This is a genomic window from Burkholderia sp. Ac-20345 (assembly GCF_017104825.1).
Lineage (GTDB): Bacteria > Pseudomonadota > Gammaproteobacteria > Burkholderiales > Burkholderiaceae > Burkholderia > Burkholderia lata_B.
The window spans coordinates 37,741-62,097 of record NZ_JAAGPO010000025.1; the positions used below are offsets into that span (position 1 = coordinate 37,741).

Below are 24,357 nucleotides of genomic sequence, written 5' to 3' on the forward strand. Positions count from 1 at the left end.
TGGGGATATATGGGCATCATCAAGATTTCCGAGCACATGCACGAGCGGCTGCGCTCGACCAGCACGGCGCTGAGCCGCTCGATCAACGCGCAGGCTGAACACTGGCTGCGCGTCGGGATGCTCTCGGAACTCAATCCGGCGCTGTCGTACGGCGACATCTGCCGGATGCTGATCGAGGCCGAGGCGCGGGGCGGCGAGGCGGGGCCGGCGGAACCGGTCGAGCACGGCATCGAGCAGGTGGCGTAATGGCAAAGCGAGAAATCCCGATCCGCGGCGCCGCGGAAATCGCCAAGTCGCGCGAAGCCGCGAAGCTCGCGTCGCAGGTGCTGACGATGCTCACCGAGCATGTGAAGCCGGGCGTCACGACCGACGATCTCGACGCGCTGTGCCGCAACTACATCGTCGACGTGCTCGGCGCGATCCCGGCCAACATCGGCTATCACGGCTATCCGAAAACCGTGTGCGCGTCGGTCAACCACGTCGTGTGCCACGGCATCCCGTCGTCGCGGCCGCTGCGCGACGGCGACATCGTGAACCTCGACATCGCGGTGATCAAGGACGGCTGGTTCGGCGACACGAGCCGCATGTATTTCGTCGGCGAACCGAACGAGCTCGCGCGGCGCCTCGTCGCGACGACCTACGAGGCGATGCACGCCGGCATCCGCGCGGTGCGTCCGGGCGCAACGCTCGGCGACGTCGGCTACGCGATCCAGCAGGTCGCGCATCGCGAAGGATTCAGCGTGGTTCGCGAGTACTGCGGGCACGGCATCGGCGATGTCTATCACGACGAGCCGCAGGTGCTTCACTACGGTCGCCCGGGTACCGGCGTGCCGCTCCGGCCGGGGATGATCTTCACGATCGAGCCGATGCTCAACGCGGGCAAGCGCGACACGCGCATGCTGGCGGACGGCTGGACGGTCGTCACGAAGGACCATTCGCTGTCGGCGCAATGGGAGCACATGGTCGTGGTGACCGAAACGGGTTTCGAGGTGCTGACCGAAGACGCGAAGCCGCAGGCGTTCCCGGCGCTGTCCGGCACGCACGCCGCCTGATACCTGCCGTGCGCCGCGAAGGGCGGTGCGGCGGCACAGTGAAGCGGGCCCCTTTGCGGGGCCCGTTTCCTTTTGGTTCGCGCTCGTGCGGCGCGATTCACACGCGAGCGCGGTGACCGGTTGCCCGATGGACGAACGCTGCCTGGCCGCCGCTCAACCGCGGGCTTTCTGCCATGCAGATTCGACGAACACGCGGCACAGCGCTTCCATCCCCATGCGGTCTTCTTCGTCGAAGCGCGCGGCGACCGGGCTGTCGACGTCCCACACGCCGATCAGCGTGCCGTCGGCGGCCACCAGCGGCACGACGATTTCCGATTCCGATGCCGCATCGCACGCGATATGCCCGGGGAAATCATGCACGTCGCGCACGACCTGCGTTTCGCGCGTCTGCGCGGCCGTGCCGCACACGCCCTTGCCGAGCGCGATCCGCACGCAGGCGGGCTTGCCCTGGAACGGCCCGACCACGAGTTCCGTTCCGTCGAAGAAGTAGAAGCCGGCCCAGTTGAGACGGTCGAGCGAGTGGTAGACCAGCGCGGAGAAATTGGCCGCGTTCGCGGTCAGGTCGCGTTCGGACTCGACGAGCGCGCGCGCCTGCTCGACGAGCGTCGCGTATTGAGCGGCCTTGGAGGCGTTGGGGTCGTTGGACAGCGTGAACATGGCGGGAAAGCGATCAGGGTTGTGGAATGCGCGATGCGCGTACCGCAGTCTACGGCACGCGCGCATGGTTTGCAGCGCCCGGTCATGCATGACGCGGCGCGCTCAATCGGGTTCCAGTTCGGCAAACCGCTCCGCCAGAAAATCCAGCAGCGCGCGCACCGCGGGCAGCAACCCCCGGCGCGACGCGAACACCGCATGCACGATCTCGCGGCGCGGCGCCCAGTCGGGCAGCACGGTTGCCAGCTCGCCGCGCGCGACCTCATCGCGCACCATCATCGTCGGCAATTGCACGATGCCGACGCCTGCAATTGCCGCCGCGCGCAGCGCGAGCATGCCGCCCGTCACGAAGCGTGGCTGGTGATGAATTTCCGCGTGAGCGCCGTCGGGCCCGCGCAACCGCCACACGTGCGCGGACTGCGGGGCGCCGTGATCGAGGCTCGGCAGCCGCGCGAGATCGGCGGGAACGGCCGGTGCGCCATGCTCGTGCAGTAGCGCGGGGCTCGCGACGAGGCACTGGCCGCGCTCGGCCAGCACGCGCAGCGCGAGATCGCTGTCTTCGAGCGGCGGCGGGCGCACGCGGATCGCGACGTCGATCCCTTCGCCGACCACGTCGACGCGCCGGTTGGTCGCTTCCAGATGAATTTCGACGCGCGGGCACGCGACCATGAACGCGGCGATCATCGTGCCGACCAGCGAATCGAGCAGCACGATCGGGCAGCTGACGCGCACGATGCCGCGCGGCTCCTCGTGCAGCAGCGCGATCGCTTCGTCGGCCGCATCGGCCTCGACGAGCATCGCGCGGCAATGCGCGTAATAGGTCTGGCCGACGTCGGTGACCGTGAAGCGGCGCGTCGAGCGCTGGATCAGCCGCATCCCGAGCCGTGCCTCGAGCAGCGCGATGCGGCGGCTCAGCTTCGATTTCGGCATGTCCAGCGCCCGCCCGGCCGGTGCGAAGCCGCCGTGTTCGACGACCTGCACGAAGTAATAGAGATCGTTCAGATCCCGCGCTTTATCGTTCATGAAATGGAACGCTGAGTGCGATTTTGGCAGTCTACCGGATCGATCGTTCCACCACTATATTTCTACCCAGGATGCGAAACACGTGTTTCGCCGCAATTCGGAGAAGGCAATGAAGAAGATCCAGGGTGTGTACAGTGCGCCGCGCGGCCATTGGGTCGGCGACGGTTTCCCGGTGCGTTCGATGTTCAGCTACCAGTCTCACGGCGCGCACCTGAGCCCGTTCCTGCTGCTCGATTACGCCGGCCCGACCACGTTCGAGCCGGGCTCGGCCTCGTCGCCGCGCGGTGTCGGCCAGCATCCGCACCGCGGGTTCGAGACGGTGACGATCGTCTATGACGGCGAGGTTGCGCACCGCGACTCGACCGGCGCGGGCGGCGTGATCGGCCCGGGCGACGTGCAGTGGATGACGGCCGCGAGCGGGATCCTGCACGAGGAATTCCACTCGGAAGGGTTCACGAAGCGTGGCGGCCCGCTCGAGATGGTGCAGCTGTGGGTGAACCTGCCCGCCGCGGACAAGATGGGCGCGCCTGGCTACCAGACGCTGCTGAACGCCGACATCCCCGTGGTCGAACTGCCGGACGGCGCGGGGCGTGCGCGGATCATCGCGGGTGAACTCGACGGGCGGCGCGGCCCGGCCCGCACGCATACGCCGATCGACGTGTGGGACGTGCGGCTCGTGGCCGGCGGCCAGGCGCGGTTCCCGGTCGCCGAAGGGCGCACGCTCGCGGTGGTCGTGCTGAGCGGAACCGTGCACGTGAACGGCGAGACGGTCGCCCGCGAAGCGCAGTTCGTGCAACTCGGTCGCGACGGCAGTGATGTCGAGATCGAAGCGAACGGCGACGCGAAGCTGCTGATCCTGAGCGGCGAACCAATCGACGAACCCGTCGTCGGTTACGGGCCGTTCGTGATGAACTCGCAAGCGGAGATCCGCACCGCGATCGAGGACTTCAACAGCGGCCGCTTCGGCCAGATGCCGGCATGACGGACAGGCCCCGCGCAATGCGGGGCCTTTTTTTCGCGCGCGGGCAGGCGGTCGCGCGGCGAGTGCGCTTCGAGGCATAATCGACGATTGCCGCGCGCCGGCCGGCGCGCCCGAATCAGGACCGACCATGAACGCATCCGCTGCATCCCCGAGCGCCGCCGATCTCGACTGGCGCTGGAAATCCTTCGACGCGCTGACGGCGCGCGAAGTCTATTCGATCCTCGAAGCACGCAGCGCGGTGTTCGTCGTCGAGCAGAACTGCGTGTATCGCGACATCGACGACGCGGACCAGGCCGCATGGCACCTGGCCGCCTTCGATTCGGCGGGCCGTCTGGCCGGCTATCTTCGTGTGCTGCTGCCCGATGCGCAGAACACCGACGTGCGCATCGGCCGCGTGCTGACGACCGCCGCGTTTCGCGGCGCGGGCCTCGGCAACGGGCTGCTGTCGCGCGCGCTCGAGCATATCCGCGCGCAGTGGCCGGATACGCCGGTGAGCCTGCATGCGCAGGCCCACTTGCAGCGTTTCTACGGGGCATTCGGCTTCGCGCCGAGTTCGGACGTGCACGACGAGGACGGCATCCCGCACGTGTGGATGAGCAGCGCACGCGCGTAATGCGCGATGCGCCGCGCGGCGGTCAGTGCGCGGCGTGCACTACCGACGGCTGGTCCGCGCGCTGCGCGGCCCGTTCATCGATCAGGCGGCCGCGCGCGGACAGCCGCAGCCAGTGCCGCAGCGCGATCAGCGCGCCGATCACGCTCATCATCGAGCCGGGAATCCATAGCAGCAGGCCGCCGATCTGCTGGTCGCGCAGCGGGCTCAGCCACGTGAACGCACGGCCGCAGATCGAATAGATCGGATACAGCTCGTGCGGCGTGAAGAAGATCAGCGCGCCGAGCGCGATCTGCGGCGGGATCGCCGCGACGACGATCAGGATCCGGCGGCCCGGTGACAGCCGGGCGGGCGGCGCGGGACGCGGATCGACGACCAGCCACCAGAACAGCAGCCCGTCGATCACCATGCTCCAGTTCATCACGCGATAGAGACGCCAGTCGAGCATCGCGATGAAGTGGATCGGCGACAGCAGCCAGAAATAGATCAGCCCGACGAACAGCACGACCGCGACGACGGGATGGAACACCACGTCGAGCGTCGCGCGCACGGGCGCCCACGCGAGCGTGGGGCGCACGAAGCGCTGCCGCCAGCGAAACGGGATGCCCGCGCGAATCGCCGCGCCCGGATAGGACAGCGCGATGAAGAACGGCCCGAGGTGGTGCAGCACGAGGTGCTGCGCGCGATGCAGGAAGAACTCGTGCTCGAAGAAATAGTCGAGCCGTGTATGCAGCGCGATGTAGAGCGCCGTCAGCCCGAACCAGAACGAGAACTGCCGCAGCGGCGACACCTTCGCCTTCTTCACGCCGCGTGCGAACAGCACGGCGGCGGTCAGCACCGCGATCACCACGGTGGGCGACGGTTCCCACGGATCGAGCCAGTACAGGAGATTCATCGCGCGCGCATCACTTTGCCTGGGCCGGCGACTTCACGGCGAACGGCGCATCGACCGTTTCGCCGTCGGAGAACTTCAGGCGCAGGTGCACGGTGTCGCCCGGCTTGATCGCGTGCTTCGGCTCCTCGAGCATGAAGTGGTAGCCGCCCGGTGCGATGTCGACCTTGCCGCGCGCGGGGATCGTCAGCTTGTCGACCATTTCCATCTTCTGCGTCGAGCCGTTCGAGACGGTCTGGTGCAGCATCGCCATCCCGTAGTCGGGGCTGTCGACGTCGACGAGATCGACCGGCTTGTCGCCCGTGTTCACGAGCGTCACGTAGCCGCCGGCGGGCAGCTTGTTCGGCAGCCAGCGCACCCATGCGTTCTGCGCGGTGATCGCGCCGGCGGCATACGCGTGGGCGCCGGCGCACAGCACGGCGAGGAGGGCGAGCGTCTTGAGTGTCGTCTTCGTTTTCATGTGGGGACGAATTCAGGTAGTGGAGGCGGTGTCGATGATCCGGCGCACATCGGCGGCGATGGCGTCGGGCGAGTCGCGGTCGGTCGCGAGCAGGCGGGCGCGGCCGGTCGCGTCGAAGATGTAGACGGCCGAGCTGTGCGTGACTTCGTAGCCGCCGGACGGATCGCGCTTTTCCATCTGGTACGCGACGCGATAGCGCTTCGCGAGCGATTCGATCTGGCGGTCGGTGCCGGTCAGGCCCCGCGCATGCGCGGCGTCGAACGCGGCGACATACGATTGCATTGCCTGCGGCGTGTCGCGCGCAGGGTCGACCGACACGAACAGGATGCGCACGTTGCTTGCCTGCGGGCCGAGCTTCGCCAGCACTTCCATCAGCCGCGCCATCGTTTCGGGGCAGACGTCGGGGCAGTGCGTGTAGCCGAAGTAGACGAGCGCGACCTGGCCGTGGAACGCATCGGCGTCGACGGGATGGCCGTCGCCGCCCGTCAGCGTGAACGACAGGTCGGGCAGGTGGCCGGTAACGTTGGTGAGGTTCCAGCGCGGCTCGTCGTGCGTACACGCGGTGAGCGCCACGGCGGCGGCGAGGGCCGCGGCCGTGCGGATGAGGCGGGAAAAGCGCCGGTGCGGCGTGGTGCAGGCAGACGACATCCTGGGTCTCGATCGAACGGAATGGTAGCCGGCGGCGCGGCGCCATGCGTCGCGCGGCAGGCGGTTGCGACTGTAGCGCAATTCGCGCGCCCGCGTCCTTTCGAAACCCGTACGGGGCGGGCGAGCGGGGCAATATGTCGCAGTTGGCGCGGGCGGCCGCGCGATGCCGGCGCTGGGCCGGTTTCGCCCATCTCGATGCGCAGGCGCGGTAAGATGCGCACAATTCCATTCGCGCAGCGGCCGCCCGGCGCTTGCCGGCCGACCCTCACACTATCGAATCGATGCAATCCGTTCCGGCTTCCCTGTCCCTGACCGATACCGCGTTCTTCTTCGACTTCGACGGCACGCTCGTCGAGCTGGCGCCGACGCCCGACAGCATTCATGTTCCGCCGTCGCTGCTGACGCTGCTCGACGAGTTGCAGCGCCGCTCGCACGGCGCGGTTGCGATCGTGTCCGGGCGCGGTATCGACAACCTCGACACGTTCCTGAAGATGCCCGGCTTGCCGATGGCAGGCCTGCACGGCGCGGAGCGCCGCGATGCGAACGGCGACACGCAGCGCATCGGCTTCAACGACGAACGCCTGCTGCGCATCGAGCGCGAACTGGCGGCGGTCGTCGACCGTCATCCGGGCATGCTGCTCGAAATCAAGGGCGCGGCCGTCGCGCTGCACTACCGCAACGCGCCCGAGCGCGAGGCGGCGGCGCGCGCGGCAACCGAGCGCCTCGTCGCCGACTATGCCGATGCGTATGTGCTGCAGCCCGGCAAGATGGTGTTCGAGATCAAGCCGAAGGGCGTCGACAAGGGGCGCGCGCTCGCCGCGTTCCTCGACGAACCGCCGTTCGCGGGCCGCGTGCCGGTGTTCGCGGGCGACGACCTGACCGACGAGAAGGGCTTCGCGGTGGTCAACGCGCGCGGCGGCCTGTCGATCAAGGTCGGCGCGGGCGAGACGTCCGCCCGTACACGGCTCGATTCGGTCGACGCGCTGCACGAGCAGATCGCGCGCTGGCTCGGTGCGGGGCAGCCTGACGCATGAGTCGCCTCATCATCGTTTCAAACCGCGTCGCGCCGATTTCGGAAGGCGAACCGGCGGCGGGTGGTCTCGCGATCGGCGTCTACGATGCGCTGAAGGAGACGGGCGGCATGTGGTTCGGCTGGAGCGGCGAGGTCGTCGCGTCCGGCTCGCCGCAGATCCGCGTCGAGGAGCACGGGCCGGTCACGTTCGCGACCATCGGCCTGTCGCGGCGCGACTACGACCAGTATTACCGCGGCTTCTCGAACGCGACGCTGTGGCCCGCGTTTCACTACCGCACCGACCTGATCCAGTACGACCGTCACGAGTTCGAAGGTTACAGCCGCGTGAACGTGTGGCTCGCCCAGCAGCTCGTGCCGCTGCTGCAGGACGACGACGTGATCTGGGTGCACGACTATCACCTGATCCCGTTCGCGCGCGCACTGCGTGCGGCCGGCGTGAAGAACCGCATCGGCTTCTTCCTGCACATCCCGTTTCCGGCTGCGCAGGTGCTCGTCAACGTGCCGCCGCATCGCGATCTCGTCGAGTCGCTGTGCGCGTTCGACCTGCTCGGCTTCCAGACCGAACCCGACCTGCGCGCGTTTTGCGACTACGTCGAATCCGAAGCGGACGGCGTGATCGAGCGCGACGGCCACCTGGCGACGGTGCGTGCATTCGGCCGGACGCTGCGCGCGGCCGCGTATCCGATCGGCGTGCATCCGGACGAGATCGCGTCGCTCGCGCAGGCCGGCGAGCACGGCAAGGCGGTGCGCACGCTCGCGACGTCGCTGCGCGGCCGCAAGCTGATCATGAGCGTTGATCGGCTCGATTACTCGAAAGGGCTCGTCGAGCGCTTCCGCGCGTTCGAGAAGCTGCTCGAGCACGAGCCGTCGCATCGCAATCGCGTGTCGTTCCTGCAGATCGCGCCGTCGACTCGCGCGGAGCTGCGCGCGTACCAGGACATCCGCCTGCAGCTCGAGGGGGAGTCGGGGCGCATCAACGGACGCTTCGCCGAGCTCGACTGGGCGCCGATCCTCTATATCCATCGCCAGTACGACCGCCAGGTGCTCGCTGCGCTGTACCGGCTCGCGCGGGTCGGCTACGTGACGCCGCTGCGCGACGGGATGAACCTCGTCGCGAAGGAGTACGTGTCCGCGCAGAATCCGGACGATCCGGGCGTGCTCGTGCTGTCGCGCTTCGCGGGCGCCGCACGCGAGCTGACGGGGGCGCTGATCGTCAATCCGATCGATATCGACGGGATGGCCGATGCGCTGTCGCAGGCGCTGACGATGCCGCTCGCCGAGCGGCGGGCGCGTTATACGGACATGATCGCGCAGCTTCGCGAGAACAACGTGTCGGTGTGGCGCGACAACTTCCTGCGCGATCTGCAGCACGCGTAACCGGCGGTTTCCCGTGCAAGAAAAAAGCCGCGGTGCGAGAAGCACTGCGGCTTTTTTGTCGACTGCGGGCCGGCGCGTCAGGCCGCGCGTTCGCCGGTCGGCGTGCTGCCGTCGGGGGCCGGGTGATGGCGGCCGTGCTGTTTCGCGAGCAGGTCGCGGTACAGGCCGGGGCGGTTGCGCAGCACGTCGGGCGGGCCGTCGTCGATGACCTTGCCGTTGCTCATCACGATGATCCGGTCGAAGTTGCGCAGCGTCGACAGGCGGTGGGCGATCGCGATCACCGTGCGGCCGACCATCAGGCGGTCGAGCGCGCTCTGGATCGCTTCCTCGGATGCGCTGTCGAGCGCGGACGTTGCTTCGTCGAGCAGCAGGATCGGCGCATCCTTCAGGATCGCGCGCGCGATCGCGATGCGCTGGCGCTGGCCGCCCGACAGCTTGACGCCGCGGTCGCCGACGATCGTGTCATAGCCTTCCGGCATTGCTTCGATGAACTCCGCGCAGCGCGCGTCGCGCGCGGCGGCGAGCACTTCGTCGCGGGTCGCTTCGGGGCGGCCGTACGCGATGTTGTCGTAGATCGTCCGGTGCAGCAGCGAGATGTCCTGCGGCACGAGCGCGATCGCGTGGCGCAGGCTGTCCTGCGTGATCGTCTTCACGTCCTGGCCATCGACCTGCACGGCGCCGTCCTGCGTGTCGTAGAAGCGCTGCAGCAGCGCAAGCACGGTCGACTTGCCGGCGCCCGACTTGCCGATCAGGCCGACGCGCTGGCCCGGCTCGATTTGGAGGTCGAAATGGTCGAGGATCGCGCGGCGGTGCGGATACGCGAACGTCACGCGCTCGAAGTTGACGCGGCCGCCCTTGGCCGACAGCGGCTGCGCGTCGGAGCGGTCCGGCATCCCGTGCGGCTCGAGCAGCGTCTTGACGGCTTCGGACAGGCGCGCGATGTGCTGCGTGACGTCGACGAGCGCGACCGCGAGATCGCGCGTGCCGTGCAGGATCGTGAAGCCGAGCGAGCTGACGAGCACGATGTCGCCCGACGTCGCGCGGCCCTGGTCCCACAGCCACAGCGCCCAGCCGAGCAGGCCGGCGGACAGCATCGCGGTGATCACCGCGTGCAGCAGGCGCAGCTTCTCGAGATAGAGCAGGCTCTGCTGGCGCGCATCCATCTCGGCCTTGACCGTTGCGCCGAAGCGCTTCTGTTCGCGCAGCGTCATCCCGAACGCACGCACGAGGCCCATGTTGCCGATCACGTCGACGAGCTCGCCGTCGACCGCCGCGGCCTTCGCCGCGAACGTGTGGTGGCGGGCCGAGCCGCGCCCGGCGAGCTTGAACAGCACGACGGAGAGCACCGCGGAGCAGCCGAGCAGGCCGGCGGCCATCATCGGATTGACGACGATGATCATCAGGATCGCGCCCATCACCGCGATGCACGGTGGCAGCACGTTCCACGCCATCGTGTTCTCCGACGTGTAGACGGCGTTCGACGTCGCCGTGATGCGGCTCGCGAGCGTGCCCGGCTGCTTCTCGGCGTAGTAGGTGGGCGAATGGCCGATCAGGTACTGGAACAGGTCGCGCCGCAGGTCGCCGGTGACCGCGACGAACGTGTGCGCGGCGAACCAGCCGCCGACGCGCCACAGCAGGTTGTCGGCGGCGATCAGCCCGACGAGCAGCGCGAACGCGCTCCACAGCGGGCCGGGGTGATGGCGCCCGGTCGCCAGCACGTCGATCAGGTGCTTGATCGCGTATTGCGAACCGAGCGCGCAGCCGACGGCGGCCAGCACGCTGCAGAGCACGACCAGGTGGGCGACGGGATGAAGGCGGATGTAGCGGAACAGGAACGCGATCGGCCGGTGCGCGTAGCTCGACAGCTTCGCGTTGTGGGCGTTGCGCTGGGCAGGGGTGAGAGATTCCAAAATATGCGTGCGGTGATTCGGTGATTGAGCGTGGCGGCTGGATCGCAGGCCGGCGTTCGCCCGGACTGAATAATCCGGCATTGTAAACAAGGCCGCGTGTCGCGCTGCGCGAATCTTGCCTTGGCCAGGGGCTCGCGATCGATTTTGAGATAAAATCCGGCATCCCGTCCTGCCTCATGTGCCGGAATCACGCTGCCGGCAGTCACGGGTGCAAGGAACGCCAAAAGGGCCTTCCACTCTAGAACGGACACCCAAGTCCGCGGGTTGCAAAGTGTTGCGCCTTTGTAACAAAGTAAAGTGTTTGAAATGTTGTGCGCCGTATCGGGATTAACCCTAGATAATCGGCTCCGGGTTCGATTCCAGGTTTTTTACGAACCCCTGTCAACGGGTCTTCGTTTCAAACGTTCTATGCCTGTCGCGTCGCCGACGCTCCTTGAGCAGCGCGGGTTTGACGCCCCCGGCAGGCTGATTCGTCCGATCTTCGGACGAAATGCATCCAGCCCGGACCGCCGGCAGGTTGCCGACCCATACCTGGTTTTTAGCCGATTTTTTAGGAGTTACGCATGCGAATCGCCCAAATCGCTCCGTTGCACGAAGCGGTGCCCCCGAAACTGTACGGTGGTACCGAGCGAGTGGTGTCCTACCTCACCGAAGCACTTGTCGAGATGGGGCATGACGTCACGCTCTTCGCGAGCGGCGATTCGCAAACCTCCGCGAAGCTCGAAGCGTGCTGGCCGCAGGCGCTGCGCCTCGACCCGACGATCCGCGACGTGATGGCTCCGCACATGCTGCTCCTCGAGCAGGTGCGCCGCCGTGCGGAAGAGTTCGATGTCCTGCACTGCCACATCGACTACTACCCGTTCTCGCTGTTCTCGCGCCAGCCGGTCCCGCATCTGACGACGATGCACGGCCGTCTCGACCTGCCGGAACTGCAACCGATCTTCAACGCATTCAACGACGTGCCGGTCGTGTCGATCTCCGACAACCAGCGCATCCCGCTGCCGCAGGCGAACTGGCTGTCGACCGTCTACCACGGCCTGCCGGAAAACCTGCTGACGCCGATCCCGAACGTCAAGCCGAGCTACCTCGCGTTCCTGGGCCGCATCTCGCCGGAGAAGCGTGTCGACACGGCGATCCGCATCGCCGAGCAGGCCGGCCTGCCGATCAAGATCGCCGCGAAGCTCGACAAGGCTGACCGCGCGTACTACGAAGAGAAGATCAAGCCGCTGTTCGCGCTGCCGCACGTCGAGTACATCGGCGAAATCAGCGAGTCCGAAAAGACCGAATTCCTCGGCAACGCGCATGCGCTGCTGTTCCCGATCGACTGGCCGGAGCCCTTCGGCCTGGTGATGATCGAGGCGATGGCATGCGGCACGCCGGTGATCGCGTTCAAGCGCGGCTCGGTGCCGGAAGTGATCGACAACGGCGTGTCGGGCTTCGTCGTCGAAGACGAACTGTCGGCCGTTGCCGCGCTCAAGCGCCTCGATACGCTGCCGCGCGAGAAGGTCCGCGCTGCGTTCGAAGCCCGCTTCTCGTCGAAGGTGATGGCGCAGAACTATGTGAAGGGCTACGAGGAACTGCTGCGCCAGAAGCGTCGCACGGTGCTCCGCGAAGTCAACGCAAGCTGATTGCGGGCCGCCGCCGCACTGCGGCGCGCGGCTTGCCATCGACGCCCCGTCCGGGTTTCCGGCGGGGCGTTGTCACATCCGTGGCGCGGATCTGTTGTATTCTCGCCGCGCCCGACGCCGTGAACGGCCCCCGAAGCGGCCCGGCAGGGCATCCGTCCGTCTGTCCAGACGGTAATGTCCCTATAATGGCCGTGCCGTGAAATCCGGCCCCGCACGAATATCCAGAGGAGAGCAGTCTTGGCGAGAACGAAATCCACGCGCGCGGCGCCGGCCCCCGGCGCCGGTGTGATCTTCGCGTTGCGTGCGATCGGTCTCGTGCTGCTCGCGCGCTGGCTGTTCTCGATGTCCCAGATGGGTTATCGCTCGTCGCTGTCGGCGATGGTGTCGTCGCCCTGGGCGTTCGTCTACCTCCTGCTGATCTTCCTGCTGCTCGCGCTGCCGGGCGCCGTCGCGCGCGCCGAACGGCCGTTCCATCCGCTGCCGCAGTGGCTGCGCCAGGCGCTGCGCGTCTTCGCGCTGATCGGTTTGCTGTTCGCGGTCTGGTCGATCGGCATGTTCGTATGGGCGGACGGCTGGCGCCTCGCGCTGCATGCGGTGACGGCGACCAACGGCTGGCTCGTTGCCGCACCGGCGCTTTATGCGGCGATCGTGTGGATCTGCCGCCCGCGGCCGCTGTGGCGGACCAACGTGGCCGCCCGCCGCTTCGCGGTCGGCCGTTATGCGATTTCGCTCGACGTGCTGACGCGCACCACGATCGTGTGGATGGAAAGCCGCAAGGTCGGCCAGTACGATGCGCGCGAACTGTCGGTGCGCTGGCCCGGCCGGGCGGCGCCCGCCGCAGGCGAGGGGGCGACGGACGCGCAGCCGGCCGTCGTGCCGCCGCGTCGCGGCAGCCTGTTCAACCGACCGAAGGTCGAACTGCTGTGGGATTCTCCGGCGGCCGTCGGCCATAACCGGCAGATCGTCATGCGCGCACCGCTCGCGACCGAAGGCGACCGCGTCGCGGTGCTCGCGCTCGACGCCGCGCTCAAACAGATCGTCTGACAAGTCCCGCGCACGGCATGCGGGCGACAAGGAGGCGTGATGATCGTCCGCTGGTTGCTGGCTGCCATTCACCTGAGTGCGTTCGGCGTCGCGTTTGCCGCGATCGCGGGGCGTAACCGCGCGTTGCGCCGGCTCATCGCGTCGGCGCAGGCGGCCGATTTGCCTGGTGTATTCAAGGCGGATGCCGCGTGGGGGCTGTCGGCGCTCGTGCTGATCGTGACGGGCCTGATGCGCGCGTTCGGCGGTTTCGAGAAAGGCTCCGCGTACTACCTGCACGAACCGCTCTTTCACCTGAAGATGACCGCGCTCGTGCTGATCCTGCTGCTCGAGGTCATGCCGATGCTCGGGCTGATCCGGTGGCGCGTCGCCGTGCGGCAGCAGCAGATGCCGGATCTCGGCCGTGCGCGCACCTATGTGCGGATCGGCCATTGGCAGGCGGTGCTGGTGATCGTCATCGTGTTCGCCGCGTCTGGGATGGCGCGGGGGATTGGGGCGGCCGGCTAGGCGTGGCCGGGTAGGTGCGGCCGGCTAGGCATGGCCGAGTAGGCGCGGCCCGAGAGATACGGCTTGGGCGAGGCCGGCCAAGCCCGCCATCGCTACCGCCACCATCATCCGGATCCCGTTCGACGCGCGCAGCGTCTTCCTCCTGGCATCCCTCAGACCGGCCACAGGCCGCATCGCTTCTCTCGATTTCTCTTGGTGCCGGCCCGACCGGGCGACCCTGCCGCCCGGTCCGTTCTGTGCTCAGCGCACGAGGCAGGGGCGCTTGTTGTTGAAGGTCCACCCCGGAATCAGGTACTGCATCGCCGCCGCGTCGTCGCGGGCACCGAGCCCGTGCTGCTTGTACAACTCGTGCGCGACCGCGACGGCATCCATGTCGATATCGATGCCGAGCCCCGGCCGCTTCGGCACCTCCACCAGACCGTTCTCGATCTTCAGCGGCTCGCGCGTCAGACGCTCGCCGTCCTGCCAGATCCAGTGCGTATCGATCGCGGTGACCTGGCCCGGCGCGGCGGCCGCGACGTGCGTGAACATCGCGAGCGATACGTCGAAGTGATTGTTCGAGTGAGAGCCCCACGTGAGGCCCCAGTCGCGGCACATCTGCGCGACGCGCACCGAGCCCTGCATCGTCCAGAAGTGCGGATCGGCGAGCGGGATGTCGACGGCCTGCAACTGCACCGCGTGTCCCATTTGCCGCCAGTCGGTCGCAATCATGTTGGTGGCCGTCGGCAGCCCCGTCGAGCGACGGAATTCGGCCATCACCTCGCGGCCCGAGTAGCCATTCTCCGCGCCGCATGGATCTTCCGCGTAGGCGAGCACGTGATGCTGGTCGCGGCACAGGCGCACGGCCTCGTCGAGCGACCATGCGCCGTTCGGGTCGAGCGTCACGCGCGCGTCGGGGAAGCGCTCGGCGAGCGCCGTCACGGCCTCGATCTCGCTCGCGCCTTCGAACACGCCGCCCTTCAGCTTGAAGTCGTTGAAGCCGTAGCGCGCATGCGCGGCCTCGGCGAGCCGCACGACGGCCTCGGGCGTCAGCGCGGCTTCGTCGCGCACGCGCGTCCAGTCGTCGGTCGCGCCGCTGCCGTCGCGATAGGCGAGCGCGGTCTTCGTGCGGTCGCCGACGTAGAACAGGTAGCCGAGCATTTCGACGCGCTCACGCTGCTGGCCCTCGCCGAGCAGCGCGGCGACCGGCACGCCGAGATGCTGGCCGAGCAGGTCAAGCAGCGCGGCTTCGAGCGCGGTGACCGCGTGGATCGTCGTGCGCAGGTCGAAGGTCTGGAGCCCGCGGCCGCTCGCGTCGCGGTCGGCGAAGGTGCGCCGCACGTCGTTGAGCACCGCGTGGTAATTACCGACCGGCTGGCCGACGACGAGCGCGCGTGCATCGTCGAGCGTGCGGCGGATGCTTTCGCCGCCGGGTACTTCGCCGACGCCGGTCCGGCCCGCGCTGTCCTTCAGGATCACGAGGTTGCGGGTGAAGAACGGGCCGTGTGCGCCGCTCAGGTTGAGCAGCATGCTGTCGTGGCCGGCGACCGGAATCGCTTGCAGGTCGACGATGCGCGGCGTGTCGTGGGAGGGCGAGGCAGTGACGGCGTTCATGGGCGGCGATGGCGAAAGAGTGGGCAATGCCGTGCGGCAAAAGCTTTGCCGCGCGCGGCGGGAGGTGCGATCATTCGACAACCGACATGCGCGGCGCGCAAGCCCCGCAAGTCGACGCAACCCGAAACGGGGTGGGAGCGACAACCTGACCAGCGGAGCGCAGAACGCGAACGCTGGCCGATCGTAAGGCATGGGACCGGGCGGCGCTGGAATGCTCGCTTGAGTCGACAGGAGATCCGTGTTTCGATCATCAGTCGTCGGATGACTTGTGACGCAGTATAATGAATCATCGGCTTTCGCTCAAACCCCGCGTAAACCCTCGGCTCACATTACGATCATTCAAAAAGGAACCGGCCTCATGTCCGTGCCTACGCTTCCCGCAGCGCCGCGCCGTCGCGCACGCAGCCTCGCACAAGATGTCGTCGACGCGCTGACCGCGCAGATCGAAAACGGCACGCTGCGTCCCGGCGACAAGCTGCCGACCGAAACCGAAGTCATGGCGGCGCAGGGCGTGAGCCGCACGGTCGTGCGCGAAGCGATCTCGCGGATGCAGGCGAGCGGCCTCGTCGAGACGCGCCACGGCATCGGCAGCTTCGTGCTGGAGCCGTCGCGCCGCCAGACGCTCGGCATCGACCCGGCGACGATCACGACGCTGCGCGACGTGCTCGCGGTGCTGGAACTGCGCATCAGCCTCGAAAGCGAATGCGCGAGCCTCGCCGCGCAACGCGCGAACGATACCGACCTGGCCGCGCTGCGGCGCGCGCTCGACGCGATCGCCACGGGGGCGGGCGGCGGCCGCGACACCGCGCAGCTCGACTTCCAGTTCCACCTGCAGATCGCGCAATCCACCGGCAACCGCTATTTCGTCGACATCATGACGCAGCTCGGCACGTCGATCATCCCGCGCACGCGCGTGAATTCGGCCCGCTTTGCCGGCGACGATCTCGAGCGGTACGTCGGCCGGCTGAACCACGAGCACGAGGATATCTACGAGGCGATCGCGCGCCACGACCCGGAGGCCGCACGCGCCGCGATGCGCACGCACCTCACGAACAGCCGCGAACGGCTGCGCCGCGCGCACGAGGCGGCCGAGGCCGAGCGCGACACGCAGGCCAGCTGACGCGCCGAGCGGCGCGGCCCGAGTTGCCGCTTACCCGCTCGCATCGCGCCAACATCAGTCGTCATACGAGATCGATATCCCTTCGTCGATCACCGGGGCCGGGCGGCGTCTCCGCCGCCGGCCGCCGGCACCGCCGATCAGCCTCCCTTCGTCGTGATCGTCTTCCACGTGCCGCTCTTCACCTGGTACAGCGTCGACATCCCGCTCTTCAGCGAGCCGTCGTTCGCGAACGAGATGCGACCGGTGACGCCTTCGAAGTCGACCTTCTTCAGCGCCGGGCGATAGACCTTCGGATCGATCGAGCTGGCCGCCTGCATCGCCTTGATCGCCGCCCACGCCGCGTCGTAGCCGAACTGCGCGTACGACAGCACGTCGACGCCGAAGCGCTTCTTGAAGCGCTGTTCGAAATCCTTCCCTTGCGGCAACTCGTCGAGCGGCCGGCCGTATTCCCACGCCATCGCGCCTTCGGCGGCCGGGCCCGCGATCTTGATGAACTCGTTGTCCTTCACGCCGCCGCCGCCGACGAACTGCGCGTTCAGCCCGAGCTGGCGCATCTGCTTGATGAAGTTCGCGGCGAGTGAATCGAGGCCGCCGAAGAAGATCAGGTCGGGATTCTTGGCCTTCAGGCTCGTGATCTGCGCGCGGAAGTCGACCGCCTGGTTGCTGGTGAACTCGCGGCCGATGAGGTTGCCGCCCGCGGCCTTCACGGCCTTCTCGAACTCGTCGGCCTCACCCTGGCCGAACGCGGTGCGGTCGTCGATGATCGCGATGCGCTTCGCCTTCGTCACGTCGACCGCGTACTTGCCCGCATTGCCGGCGTTCTGGCCGTCGGTCGCGATCACCATGAACATGTTCGCGAGCCCGCGCGCGGTGAGCGTCGGGTTGGTTGCGGCCGGATCGATCACCGGGATGCCGGCCTTGTCGTAGACCACCGAGGCCGGAATCGTCGTTCCCGAGTTGAAGTGGCCGACCACGACCGACACGTTCTGGTCGACGAGCGCCTGCGCGGCCTGCACGCCGATGCGCGGGTCGGCCTGGTCGTCCTGCACGACGAGATTGAAGTGCGCGGGCTTGCCGGCGATCTGCACCTTCTGCGCGGCAGCGTCGTCGAGCGCGAGCTGCACGCCGTTCTGCAGGTCCTTGCCGTAGCCGGCGTTCACGCCCGTGAGCGGCGCGGCGAAACCGACCTTCACGTCGGTCGTATCGGCGGCCTGGGCCGCCTGTTGCGAGAGGAGGGCAAGCGCGGATGCAACCGACACCGACAGCAGGGAATGACGGAATTTCATGTTGTTCCTCTTGTTCGATACCTGCGAGTGAGTACCGCACATGCTCGGGCGGGCCGGACATGTGCGACGGGCGGGCGGTTCGACCGCTTCTCGGAATCGGGCGGGGAGGTCGGCATCGTGATCCTCGGAACAATCTCCCGTCAGGCTCCGCGAAGAGCCCCGATCGCCTCGATATATAGGTCGCCGATATGCCCGGGTCTTGGCAATTTGCCGCGCATTCGGTGCGGATTTGCGCATAGCTTCCGCGCGGGCGGCGGCAGCCGGTATCGGGAGTTTCCCGTCGCGAACGGAGCGGGCGGAGAGGAGGGGGAGCGACGGAGCGGGAAGGAGAGGGAGGCGGCGCGGCCCGCCGGGGCCGCGCCGCGCACGGGACACCGTCAGTCGGACAGTGCGTCCGATGCGGCTTCGGCATCGTCGTGCGATGCGTGCGTGCGGATCAGCGGATCGCTGGTGCTCGGGCGGCCCGTCTCGACGTGGCCTGCGAAGCGGCGCAGGAAGCCGAGCAGCCGGCCGTCGCTGACGGTCAGGTCGTACCAGCCGTGGCTGCCGCGCAGATCCCAGTAGTCGTCGATCTGCTGGCCCGGCGCGAGGTCGAACGTGCGCGCGCGGCCGTGGCCGTACGCGTTCGTGACCTTGAGCCGTACGGCCTTGTGGCCGCGGTTCATCAGGCGCAGCGTGATGTTGCCGTTCGCGACGTCGTAGCCGTAGACCACCTCGGGGTTCACGTTCGCGCTGCCGACGCCGGTCGCGAACGGGCCGCGGAAATGGCAGTAGAAGCCGTTCGGGCCGTACACGTCGAGGTCGTACAGGCCGAGCGACGCCGCGGCGCTCCACGTGTCGGCGATCCGCTTGCCGGCTTCGACCGTGTACGCCCATGGGCCGTCGAGGCGATTGCGCGACTGAACCTGGAACGCGGCGCCCGCCCGGCCCGTGTTCGCGAAGGTCAGCCGGAACAGGCCGTTCACCGATTCGACGCGGCCGTGCACGAACAGCTCGTACGGCAGCGCGCGCGCCGGCCGCAGCCCGGCCTCCTGCTTCGGCAGCTTCTGCAGCAACGGCGGCACGGGGATGTAGTCGGGGTGGCGCAGGCGGTCGGGCGGCGCATAGCCGCTCGTATCCGGCAGCGTCGGCCAGCCGGCGTCGGCCGTCGCGAAATCGAACGCGGCGGTCAGGTCGCCGCACACCGTGCGACGCCACGGCGAGATGTTGCCTGCCTTGACCGGATACTGCGCACCGAAGCGCGCTTCGATGAATTGCAGCAGCGACGTGTGATCGAAGGTCTGCGAGCAGACCCAGCCGCCCTTGGTCCACGGCGACACGACGAGCATCGGCACGCGCGGCCCGAGCCCGTACGGGCCGGCCATGTGCGATGCGTCGCCGGGGAACACCTCGTTGGTCGTCGCGACCGACGACAGCCCGTTGTCGCGCGACTGCGGCGCGAACGGCGGCTGTACGTGGTCGAAGAAGCCGTCGTTTTCGTCGTACGTGATGAAGAGCGCGGTCTTGCTCCACACCTCCGGATTCGACACGAGCGCCTTCAGCACCTCCTCGATGTACCACGCGCCGTAGTTCGCCGGCCAGTTCGGGTGCTCGGAATACGCTTCCGGCGCGCAGATCCACGACACCTGCGGCAGCGTGCCGTTCTTCACGTCCTGCTGCAGCACGTCGAACAGCGTGCCGCCCGCGCTGATGTTGGTGCCGGTGCGCGCCTTGTCGTACAGCGGCGTGCCGGGCAGTGCGGTGCGGTACTGGTTGAAGTAGAGCAGCGAGTTGTCGCCGTAGTTGCCGATGTACGGGTTCTGCGTCCAGCCCCACGAGCCGGCGGCGTTCAGGCCGGTGCCGATGTCCTGGTAGATCTTCCACGACACGCCGGCGTTCTCCAGCACTTCCGGATAGGTCGTCCAGCCGTAGCCCGTTTCCTCGTTGCCGAGCACCGGGCCGCCGCCCGTGCCGTCGTTGCCGACGTAGCCCGTCCACATGTAGTAGCGGTTCGGGTCGGTCGAGCTCGGGATCGCGCAGTGGTACGCGTCGCAGATCGTGAATGCATCGGCGAGCTGGTAGTGGAACGGGATGTCGTCGCGCTTCAGGTACGCCATCGTCGTGGTGCCCTTGTTCGGCACCCACTGGTCGTAGCGGCCCTTGTTCCATGCGGCGTGCATGTCCTGCCAGCCGTGCGGCAGGTCCTGCAGGAACTGCAGGCCGAGCTTGTCCGCGCCCGGATGGAACGGCAGCAGCTCGGCCGGGCCGACCGGCTGGTGGAACACCGACTTGCCGTTCGCGAGGCGCAGCGGGCGCGGGTCACCAAAGCCGCGGACACCGCGCATCGTGCCGAAGTAGTGGTCGAACGAGCGGTTCTCCTGCATCAGGATCACGATGTGTTCGATATCGCGGAGGGTGCCGGTGCGGCGGTTCGCGGGAATCGCAAGCGCATCGCGAATCACGGGCGGGAACAGGTTCAGCGCGGCGGCGCCGGCGGTGCCGGCAGCGACGCGCAGGAAGTCACGACGGTTCGATCGGGTCATGGTCGTTATCGTGCGGTAAAGGGGGGAGCCGATTGGCGGGACCTGCTGGAAGGGCGCGTCCGGGTCGCAGGATGCGGCTGCGTCCGGTCGTGCCGCCGCGAGCATAGCGAGGAATCGGTGTCATTCATGTGAAGTCCGGAAACGTTTGCATTTGCATCGAAGCCGTATCGAGGCAGCGTCGGGGCACATTTCGCCAGCGGTCGCGGTGCGGCAGGGATGAGGCGGGAACGCGGTGCGGCGCGGGATGCGCGCCGGTGAAGCGAAGGGCGATGCCGGTATGTCAGGCGTCCGTGACCCACGCGCCGAACCATTCGCTCGGGCGCGCGATTTCGTCCTGCGCGGCGACGAGTTCGAGCTCGTAGCGGCGCGCATCGTAGGTGGCCTTCACGACCGCATGCACGGCCGCGAGCGTGTGCTCGAACGCGGCGCGCACGGAGTCGCCGCGCAGCCGGCATGCGACGAAGATCGCGCTGGTCAGGTCGCCGACGCCGACAGGATGGCGTGGAAACGCATACAGCGGGCGCTGGCCGATCCACGCTTCGGTTTCGGTGACGGCGAGCATGTTGAAACGATCGGCGGGGCTGTTGCGGTCGTGCAGGTGCTTGACGAGGATGATCTGCGGGCCGCGGTGGATCAGCGAGCGGCAGGCTTCGACGGCTTCGGCAACCGTTTCGATGCGCCGCCCGGCGAGCTTCTGCAGTTCGGTGTGGTTCGGCGACATGCCGTCCGCGAGCGCCGGCATCTCCTGGACCATGAATTCCTCGACGCCGGGTTCGGGCCGGATGCCGCCCGTCTGGCCCATCGCCGGATCGCAGAAGTACCACGCGTTCGGGTTCATCGCCTTCACCGAGCGGACGATCTCGACGGCTGCACGCGCCTGCGGTGGCGAGCCGAGGAAGCCGGACAGCACGGCGTCGCAGCGCTTGAGTGCGCCGATCGCGGCGATGCCGTCGACGAGCTGCTCCATCTTCGCGGCATCGATCGCGCTGCCGGCCCAGTTCCCGTACTGCATGTGATTCGACAACTGGACGGTATTGAGCGGCCAGACGTTGACGCCGAGGCGCTGCATCGGGAACACGGCCGCACTGTTGCCGGCATGGCCGTAGATGACGTGCGACTGAATGCTGAGGACGTTTTTCATGGGAATCGCCTGCACGCGTTTCAGGGTCACGTCACACGATACCCGAGTTCGTCACGCGCGCGGAAGTCGCGCTGCCCCGGAGTGTTGCGCGCCGTCGTCAGCGCGACCGCGTAGAATCGCGGGGCGCGAGGCGGCCCGGCTGCCCGCGTGCATCTCCAATTACCGTGATCGCCATGCTTTCGATTCGCAAGATGTTGTTTGCCGCGCGCGCCGCCGTGCTCGGCGCGGGTGTTGCCGCCGCGTGCGCCATGCCTGCCGTGGCCGCCGCCGCGTCGCCCGCCGGCAACGACGGGCCCGTGTATGGCCCGCGCCTGGAAGGGTTCAACTATCCGGCGCCCGTGCATCTGTACACGTTCGTGTCGCAGCGCGAAACGCTCGAGATGGCCTACCTCGACGTGCAGCCTGCGCACCCGAACGGCCGCACCGTCGTGCTGCTGCACGGGAAGAACTTCTGCGCGGCGACGTGGGAGGACACGATCGGCGTGCTGAGCCGCGCGGGCTTCCGCGTGATCGCGCCGGACCAGATCGGCTTCTGCAAGTCGTCGAAGCCCGATCGCTACCAGTACAGCTTCCAGCAGCTGGCGCGCAACACGCACGCGCTGCTCGAATCGGTGGGGGTGAAGTCGGCGACGATCGTCGGCCACTCGACGGGCGGGATGCTTGCGATGCGCTACGCGCTGATGTACCCGAAGGCGACCGACCAGCTCGTGCTCGTGAACCCGATCGGCCTCGAGGACTGGAAGGCGCTCGGCGTGCCGCCGCTGCCGGTCGACTACTGGTATGCGCGCGAACTGAAGACCACGGCCGACGGCATCCGCCGCTACGAGCAGGGCACGTACTACGCGGGCAAGTGGTCGCCGTCGTACGAGCGCTGGGTGCAGATGCTGGCCGGGATGTACCGTGGCGCCGGTCGCGACGCGGTCGCGTGGAACTCCGCGCTGATCTACGACATGATCCTCACGCAGCCGGTGGTCTATGAACTCGGCGCGATCCGCGTGCCGACGCTGCTGATGATCGGCGACAAGGACACGACCGCGATCGGCAAGGACGTCTCGCCGCCCGACGTGCATGCGAAGCTCGGACGCTACCCGGAACTCGCGAAGCGCACGCAGGCCGCGATCCCCGGTGCGCAGCTCGTCGAATTCCCGGCGCTCGGGCACGCGCCGCAGATCCAGGATCCGGACGCGTTCCACAAGGCGCTGCTCGACGGGCTGCAGGCCGTGCACCCGCAGTGATGCGGGGCCGGCCGCAGGTGGCCCGGGCGCGCGCCGTCAGCGCGTTTCGCTCGCGAGTTCGTCGCGGATCTGCGCGGTCAATTCGAACGAGCGCAGCCGTGCCGCGTGGTCGTAGATCTGTGCGGTGACGATCAGCTCGTCGGCTCCCGTCTGCGCGATGCGGTCGCGCAGCTTGTCGCGCACCGTGTCGCGCGAGCCGACCGCCGCGAACGACAGCGAATGCGCGACGGTCGCGAGTTCGAGCTCGTTCGCCTCGAGCACGTCGACGGGCGGCGGCAGCTTGCCCGGCGTGCCGCGCCGCAGGTTGATGAACTGCTGCTGCAGCGACGTGAACAGGCGCCGCGCCTCGTCGTCGGTATCGGCGACGAACACGTTGACGCCGACCATCGCATGCGGCTTCGGCCATGCGGCCGACGGCCGGTACTGCGCACGATAGATCTCGAGCGCGCGCATCAGGTAATCCGGCGCGAAGTGCGACGCGAACGCGAACGGCAGCCCGAGCATCGCGGCGAGCTGGGCGCTGAACAGGCTCGAGCCGAGCAGCCACACGGGCACGTCGAGCCCTGCGCCGGGTACCGCGCGCACGCGCTGGCCGGGCACCGGCTCCGCGAAGTAGCGCTGCAGCTCGGCGACATCATCCGGAAACGAGTCGGCGCTGCCGATCAGGTCGCGGCGCAGCGCACGCGACGTGGTCTGGTCGGTGCCGGGCGCACGGCCGAGGCCGAGGTCGATGCGCCCCGGATACAGCGACGCGAGCGTGCCGAACTGCTCGGCGATCACGAGCGGTGCGTGGTTCGGCAGCATGATGCCGCCCGAGCCGACCCGGATCGTCCGCGTGGCGCCCGCGACATGGCCGATCACGACGGCCGTTGCCGCGCTCGCGATGCCGGGCATGTTGTGATGCTCGGCGAGCCAGTAGCGCTGGTAACCCCAGCGTTCCGCATGTTGTGCGAGATCGACGGTGTTGCGGAATGCCTGGGAGGCGTCGGCGCCGGCCGGAATGGGGGCGAGATCGAGTACGGAAAACGGAGTCATCGGTTGGCCTTCGAACGGGGGAGCGGGGTGATGCACTTACGCAACAAATGCCAAGGATTTTGCCAAAGGGTTCCGGAACGTGCTGGGGGCGGCCCGATAACCATGCGCCTTTCAGGGATGCAGGGTCGAATTCGGTGATCGTTGCAAAAATCAATCTAATCGCTGATTAATTACCAATCTTTACGGCGATTGGGCGTGAATCCGCATCGACATACAAATTTGCACGAAACGTTTGATTTTCAAGACTGCAATACGCCTGCAAACCGCTTACGCTAACGTAAACGCGGGGGTGCCCAAATGGTTTGCCGACTGCGCAGCTTTGCCGAAATCGCACCAGTCCGTTTCTCGTAGTGCCGAGCGCGGGGTGCCGCAGGCTGCTAAAATCCGGCGCCTGCCCATGTTGTGCCGAAGGTAGCCATACGAGTCTTCCCGTATCCCGTCCGGGCGTCGCGCGGAGATGCACCACGCGAAACCGGGCATGGCCATACCCGAAGGATGGGTCGAGCCTCCCTCATACACAGACGCTGCTGGAACAAGGAGTCGGGTCGTGCCCGCGTTCGTCGTTGTCGGAATATCGAATCACGCTCAATCACGCTCACGCGTTCTCC

Annotated in this window: 22 protein-coding genes; 11 read left to right on the top strand and 11 right to left on the bottom strand. The window is 67.7% G+C overall.

All coding sequences use genetic code 11. The annotated features are described in order from the left end of the window. Positions 1-9 precede the first annotated feature (9 nt). On the top strand, positions 10-246 hold the full coding sequence (locus G3O06_RS12230) for a ParD-like family protein (protein ID WP_043182015.1): 237 nt from the start codon (positions 10-12) through the stop codon (positions 244-246). Beyond that, positions 246-1,052 carry a type I methionyl aminopeptidase gene (map, locus tag G3O06_RS12235; protein ID WP_174973143.1) on the top strand — a complete coding sequence of 269 codons (807 nt, stop codon included), beginning with the start codon at positions 246-248 and terminating at the stop codon, positions 1,050-1,052. The genes G3O06_RS12230 and map overlap by 1 nt, the downstream gene beginning before the upstream one ends. A gap of 153 nt (positions 1,053-1,205) precedes the next feature. On the opposite strand, the gene G3O06_RS12240 is transcribed toward map, so the two are convergent. Beyond that, positions 1,206-1,709 carry a GAF domain-containing protein gene (locus tag G3O06_RS12240; protein WP_205816175.1) on the bottom strand — a complete coding sequence of 168 codons (504 nt, stop codon included), beginning with the start codon at positions 1,707-1,709 and terminating at the stop codon, positions 1,206-1,208. Positions 1,710-1,811: 102 nt separating this feature from the next. Further along, positions 1,812-2,729 (bottom strand): LysR family transcriptional regulator, encoded by a 918-nt coding sequence (locus G3O06_RS12245; protein ID WP_205816176.1) that lies wholly within the window; start codon positions 2,727-2,729, stop codon positions 1,812-1,814. A gap of 109 nt (positions 2,730-2,838) precedes the next feature. Here G3O06_RS12245 and G3O06_RS12250 point away from each other — a divergent pair, with 109 nt between their 5' ends. Both G3O06_RS12250 and G3O06_RS12255 read left to right on the top strand, forming a co-directional pair. Beyond that, a complete protein-coding gene (locus G3O06_RS12250) occupies positions 2,839-3,711 on the top strand; it encodes a pirin family protein (protein ID WP_205816177.1) in 873 nt (290 codons plus the stop codon). 127 nt (positions 3,712-3,838) lie between these two features. Beyond that, positions 3,839-4,324 (top strand): GNAT family N-acetyltransferase, encoded by a 486-nt coding sequence (locus G3O06_RS12255; protein ID WP_175003442.1) that lies wholly within the window; start codon positions 3,839-3,841, stop codon positions 4,322-4,324. A 22-nt stretch (positions 4,325-4,346) separates the two neighbouring features. Here G3O06_RS12255 and G3O06_RS12260 read toward each other — a convergent pair whose 3' ends face one another. Genes G3O06_RS12260 through G3O06_RS12270 form a run of 3 tightly spaced genes read right to left on the bottom strand, consistent with a single transcriptional unit; the run spans position 4,347 to position 6,321 of the window. Further along, positions 4,347-5,216: a cytochrome c oxidase assembly protein gene (locus G3O06_RS12260; protein WP_205816178.1), complete on the bottom strand. Its 870-nt coding sequence runs from the start codon at positions 5,214-5,216 to the stop codon at positions 4,347-4,349. Positions 5,217-5,226: 10 nt separating this feature from the next. After that, positions 5,227-5,673, bottom strand: a complete 447-nt coding sequence (locus G3O06_RS12265; RefSeq protein ID WP_174973152.1) for a copper chaperone PCu(A)C — start codon at positions 5,671-5,673, stop codon at positions 5,227-5,229. Between the two features lie 12 nt (positions 5,674-5,685). Next, entirely contained in the window at positions 5,686-6,321 is a 636-nt protein-coding gene (locus tag G3O06_RS12270; RefSeq protein WP_205816179.1) for an SCO family protein, read from the bottom strand. 281 nt (positions 6,322-6,602) lie between these two features. Between G3O06_RS12270 and otsB the strand changes: the two genes are divergently transcribed. Both otsB and otsA read left to right on the top strand, forming a co-directional pair. Next, positions 6,603-7,355: a trehalose-phosphatase gene (gene otsB / locus G3O06_RS12275; protein ID WP_174973156.1), complete on the top strand. Its 753-nt coding sequence runs from the start codon at positions 6,603-6,605 to the stop codon at positions 7,353-7,355. Beyond that, positions 7,352-8,731, top strand: coding sequence for an alpha,alpha-trehalose-phosphate synthase (UDP-forming) (gene otsA / locus G3O06_RS12280; RefSeq protein WP_205816180.1), 1,380 nt, complete (start codon positions 7,352-7,354; stop codon positions 8,729-8,731). Before otsB ends, otsA begins: the two co-directional genes overlap by 4 nt. 77 nt (positions 8,732-8,808) lie before the next feature. Here otsA and G3O06_RS12285 read toward each other — a convergent pair whose 3' ends face one another. Next, positions 8,809-10,641 carry an ABC transporter ATP-binding protein gene (locus G3O06_RS12285; protein ID WP_174918686.1) on the bottom strand — a complete coding sequence of 611 codons (1,833 nt, stop codon included), beginning with the start codon at positions 10,639-10,641 and terminating at the stop codon, positions 8,809-8,811. A gap of 563 nt (positions 10,642-11,204) precedes the next feature. On the opposite strand from G3O06_RS12285, the gene G3O06_RS12290 reads away from it, so the two are divergent. The 3 genes from G3O06_RS12290 (at position 11,205) to G3O06_RS12300 (ending at position 13,817) form a co-directional block, all read left to right on the top strand. After that, entirely contained in the window at positions 11,205-12,269 is a 1,065-nt protein-coding gene (locus G3O06_RS12290) for a glycosyltransferase family 4 protein (RefSeq protein WP_059235315.1), read from the top strand. Positions 12,270-12,506: 237 nt separating this feature from the next. Then, the gene (locus tag G3O06_RS12295; RefSeq protein ID WP_174918687.1) at positions 12,507-13,313 is read left to right on the top strand and encodes a hypothetical protein; all 807 of its coding nucleotides are present in this window, start codon (positions 12,507-12,509) and stop codon (positions 13,311-13,313) included. A gap of 39 nt (positions 13,314-13,352) precedes the next feature. After that, on the top strand, positions 13,353-13,817 hold the full coding sequence (locus G3O06_RS12300; RefSeq protein WP_205816181.1) for a DUF2214 family protein: 465 nt from the start codon (positions 13,353-13,355) through the stop codon (positions 13,815-13,817). A gap of 240 nt (positions 13,818-14,057) precedes the next feature. Here the strand turns inward: G3O06_RS12300 and gudD are convergent, their stop codons facing one another. Then, on the bottom strand, positions 14,058-15,410 hold the full coding sequence (gene gudD / locus G3O06_RS12305) for a glucarate dehydratase (protein ID WP_174983063.1): 1,353 nt from the start codon (positions 15,408-15,410) through the stop codon (positions 14,058-14,060). A gap of 358 nt (positions 15,411-15,768) precedes the next feature. Here gudD and G3O06_RS12310 point away from each other — a divergent pair, with 358 nt between their 5' ends. Continuing rightward, the gene (locus G3O06_RS12310; RefSeq protein WP_089450172.1) at positions 15,769-16,530 is read left to right on the top strand and encodes a FadR/GntR family transcriptional regulator; all 762 of its coding nucleotides are present in this window, start codon (positions 15,769-15,771) and stop codon (positions 16,528-16,530) included. A 137-nt stretch (positions 16,531-16,667) separates the two neighbouring features. Here G3O06_RS12310 and G3O06_RS12315 read toward each other — a convergent pair whose 3' ends face one another. The 3 genes from G3O06_RS12315 to pdxY all read right to left on the bottom strand — a co-directional run bounded on the left by G3O06_RS12315 (position 16,668) and on the right by pdxY (position 21,479). Continuing rightward, positions 16,668-17,816: a branched-chain amino acid ABC transporter substrate-binding protein gene (locus tag G3O06_RS12315; protein ID WP_205816182.1), complete on the bottom strand. Its 1,149-nt coding sequence runs from the start codon at positions 17,814-17,816 to the stop codon at positions 16,668-16,670. A gap of 377 nt (positions 17,817-18,193) precedes the next feature. After that, positions 18,194-20,338, bottom strand: coding sequence for a phospholipase C, phosphocholine-specific (locus tag G3O06_RS12320; RefSeq protein WP_205816183.1), 2,145 nt, complete (start codon positions 20,336-20,338; stop codon positions 18,194-18,196). A 280-nt stretch (positions 20,339-20,618) separates the two neighbouring features. After that, positions 20,619-21,479, bottom strand: coding sequence for a pyridoxal kinase PdxY (gene pdxY / locus G3O06_RS12325; protein ID WP_175000410.1), 861 nt, complete (start codon positions 21,477-21,479; stop codon positions 20,619-20,621). Positions 21,480-21,652: 173 nt separating this feature from the next. Between pdxY and G3O06_RS12330 the strand changes: the two genes are divergently transcribed. Beyond that, entirely contained in the window at positions 21,653-22,714 is a 1,062-nt protein-coding gene (locus G3O06_RS12330) for an alpha/beta hydrolase (RefSeq protein WP_205816184.1), read from the top strand. 36 nt (positions 22,715-22,750) lie between these two features. Here G3O06_RS12330 and G3O06_RS12335 read toward each other — a convergent pair whose 3' ends face one another. Then, complete coding sequence (locus tag G3O06_RS12335) at positions 22,751-23,749, bottom strand: LLM class flavin-dependent oxidoreductase (protein ID WP_046545272.1); 999 nt, start codon at positions 23,747-23,749, stop codon at positions 22,751-22,753. Between the last annotated feature and the right edge of the window lie 608 nt (positions 23,750-24,357).

What these genes read in the sequence shown, in the direction of transcription:
- G3O06_RS12230 (WP_043182015.1), top strand. Translation starts at nt 10, where the DNA reads ATGGGCATCATCAAGATTTCCGAGCACATGCACGAGCGGCTGCGCTCG.
- map (WP_174973143.1), top strand. Translation starts at nt 246, where the DNA reads ATGGCAAAGCGAGAAATCCCGATCCGCGGCGCCGCGGAAATCGCCAAG.
- G3O06_RS12240 (WP_205816175.1), bottom strand. Translation starts at nt 1,709, where the DNA reads ATGTTCACGCTGTCCAACGACCCCAACGCCTCCAAGGCCGCTCAATAC.
- G3O06_RS12245 (WP_205816176.1), bottom strand. Translation starts at nt 2,729, where the DNA reads ATGAACGATAAAGCGCGGGATCTGAACGATCTCTATTACTTCGTGCAG.
- G3O06_RS12250 (WP_205816177.1), top strand. Translation starts at nt 2,839, where the DNA reads ATGAAGAAGATCCAGGGTGTGTACAGTGCGCCGCGCGGCCATTGGGTC.
- G3O06_RS12255 (WP_175003442.1), top strand. Translation starts at nt 3,839, where the DNA reads ATGAACGCATCCGCTGCATCCCCGAGCGCCGCCGATCTCGACTGGCGC.
- G3O06_RS12260 (WP_205816178.1), bottom strand. Translation starts at nt 5,216, where the DNA reads ATGAATCTCCTGTACTGGCTCGATCCGTGGGAACCGTCGCCCACCGTG.
- G3O06_RS12265 (WP_174973152.1), bottom strand. Translation starts at nt 5,673, where the DNA reads ATGAAAACGAAGACGACACTCAAGACGCTCGCCCTCCTCGCCGTGCTG.
- G3O06_RS12270 (WP_205816179.1), bottom strand. Translation starts at nt 6,321, where the DNA reads ATGTCGTCTGCCTGCACCACGCCGCACCGGCGCTTTTCCCGCCTCATC.
- otsB (WP_174973156.1), top strand. Translation starts at nt 6,603, where the DNA reads ATGCAATCCGTTCCGGCTTCCCTGTCCCTGACCGATACCGCGTTCTTC.
- otsA (WP_205816180.1), top strand. Translation starts at nt 7,352, where the DNA reads ATGAGTCGCCTCATCATCGTTTCAAACCGCGTCGCGCCGATTTCGGAA.
- G3O06_RS12290 (WP_059235315.1), top strand. Translation starts at nt 11,205, where the DNA reads ATGCGAATCGCCCAAATCGCTCCGTTGCACGAAGCGGTGCCCCCGAAA.
- G3O06_RS12300 (WP_205816181.1), top strand. Translation starts at nt 13,353, where the DNA reads ATGATCGTCCGCTGGTTGCTGGCTGCCATTCACCTGAGTGCGTTCGGC.
- gudD (WP_174983063.1), bottom strand. Translation starts at nt 15,410, where the DNA reads ATGAACGCCGTCACTGCCTCGCCCTCCCACGACACGCCGCGCATCGTC.
- G3O06_RS12310 (WP_089450172.1), top strand. Translation starts at nt 15,769, where the DNA reads ATGTCCGTGCCTACGCTTCCCGCAGCGCCGCGCCGTCGCGCACGCAGC.
- G3O06_RS12315 (WP_205816182.1), bottom strand. Translation starts at nt 17,816, where the DNA reads ATGAAATTCCGTCATTCCCTGCTGTCGGTGTCGGTTGCATCCGCGCTT.
- G3O06_RS12320 (WP_205816183.1), bottom strand. Translation starts at nt 20,338, where the DNA reads ATGACCCGATCGAACCGTCGTGACTTCCTGCGCGTCGCTGCCGGCACC.
- pdxY (WP_175000410.1), bottom strand. Translation starts at nt 21,479, where the DNA reads ATGAAAAACGTCCTCAGCATTCAGTCGCACGTCATCTACGGCCATGCC.
- G3O06_RS12330 (WP_205816184.1), top strand. Translation starts at nt 21,653, where the DNA reads ATGCTTTCGATTCGCAAGATGTTGTTTGCCGCGCGCGCCGCCGTGCTC.
- G3O06_RS12335 (WP_046545272.1), bottom strand. Translation starts at nt 23,749, where the DNA reads ATGACTCCGTTTTCCGTACTCGATCTCGCCCCCATTCCGGCCGGCGCC.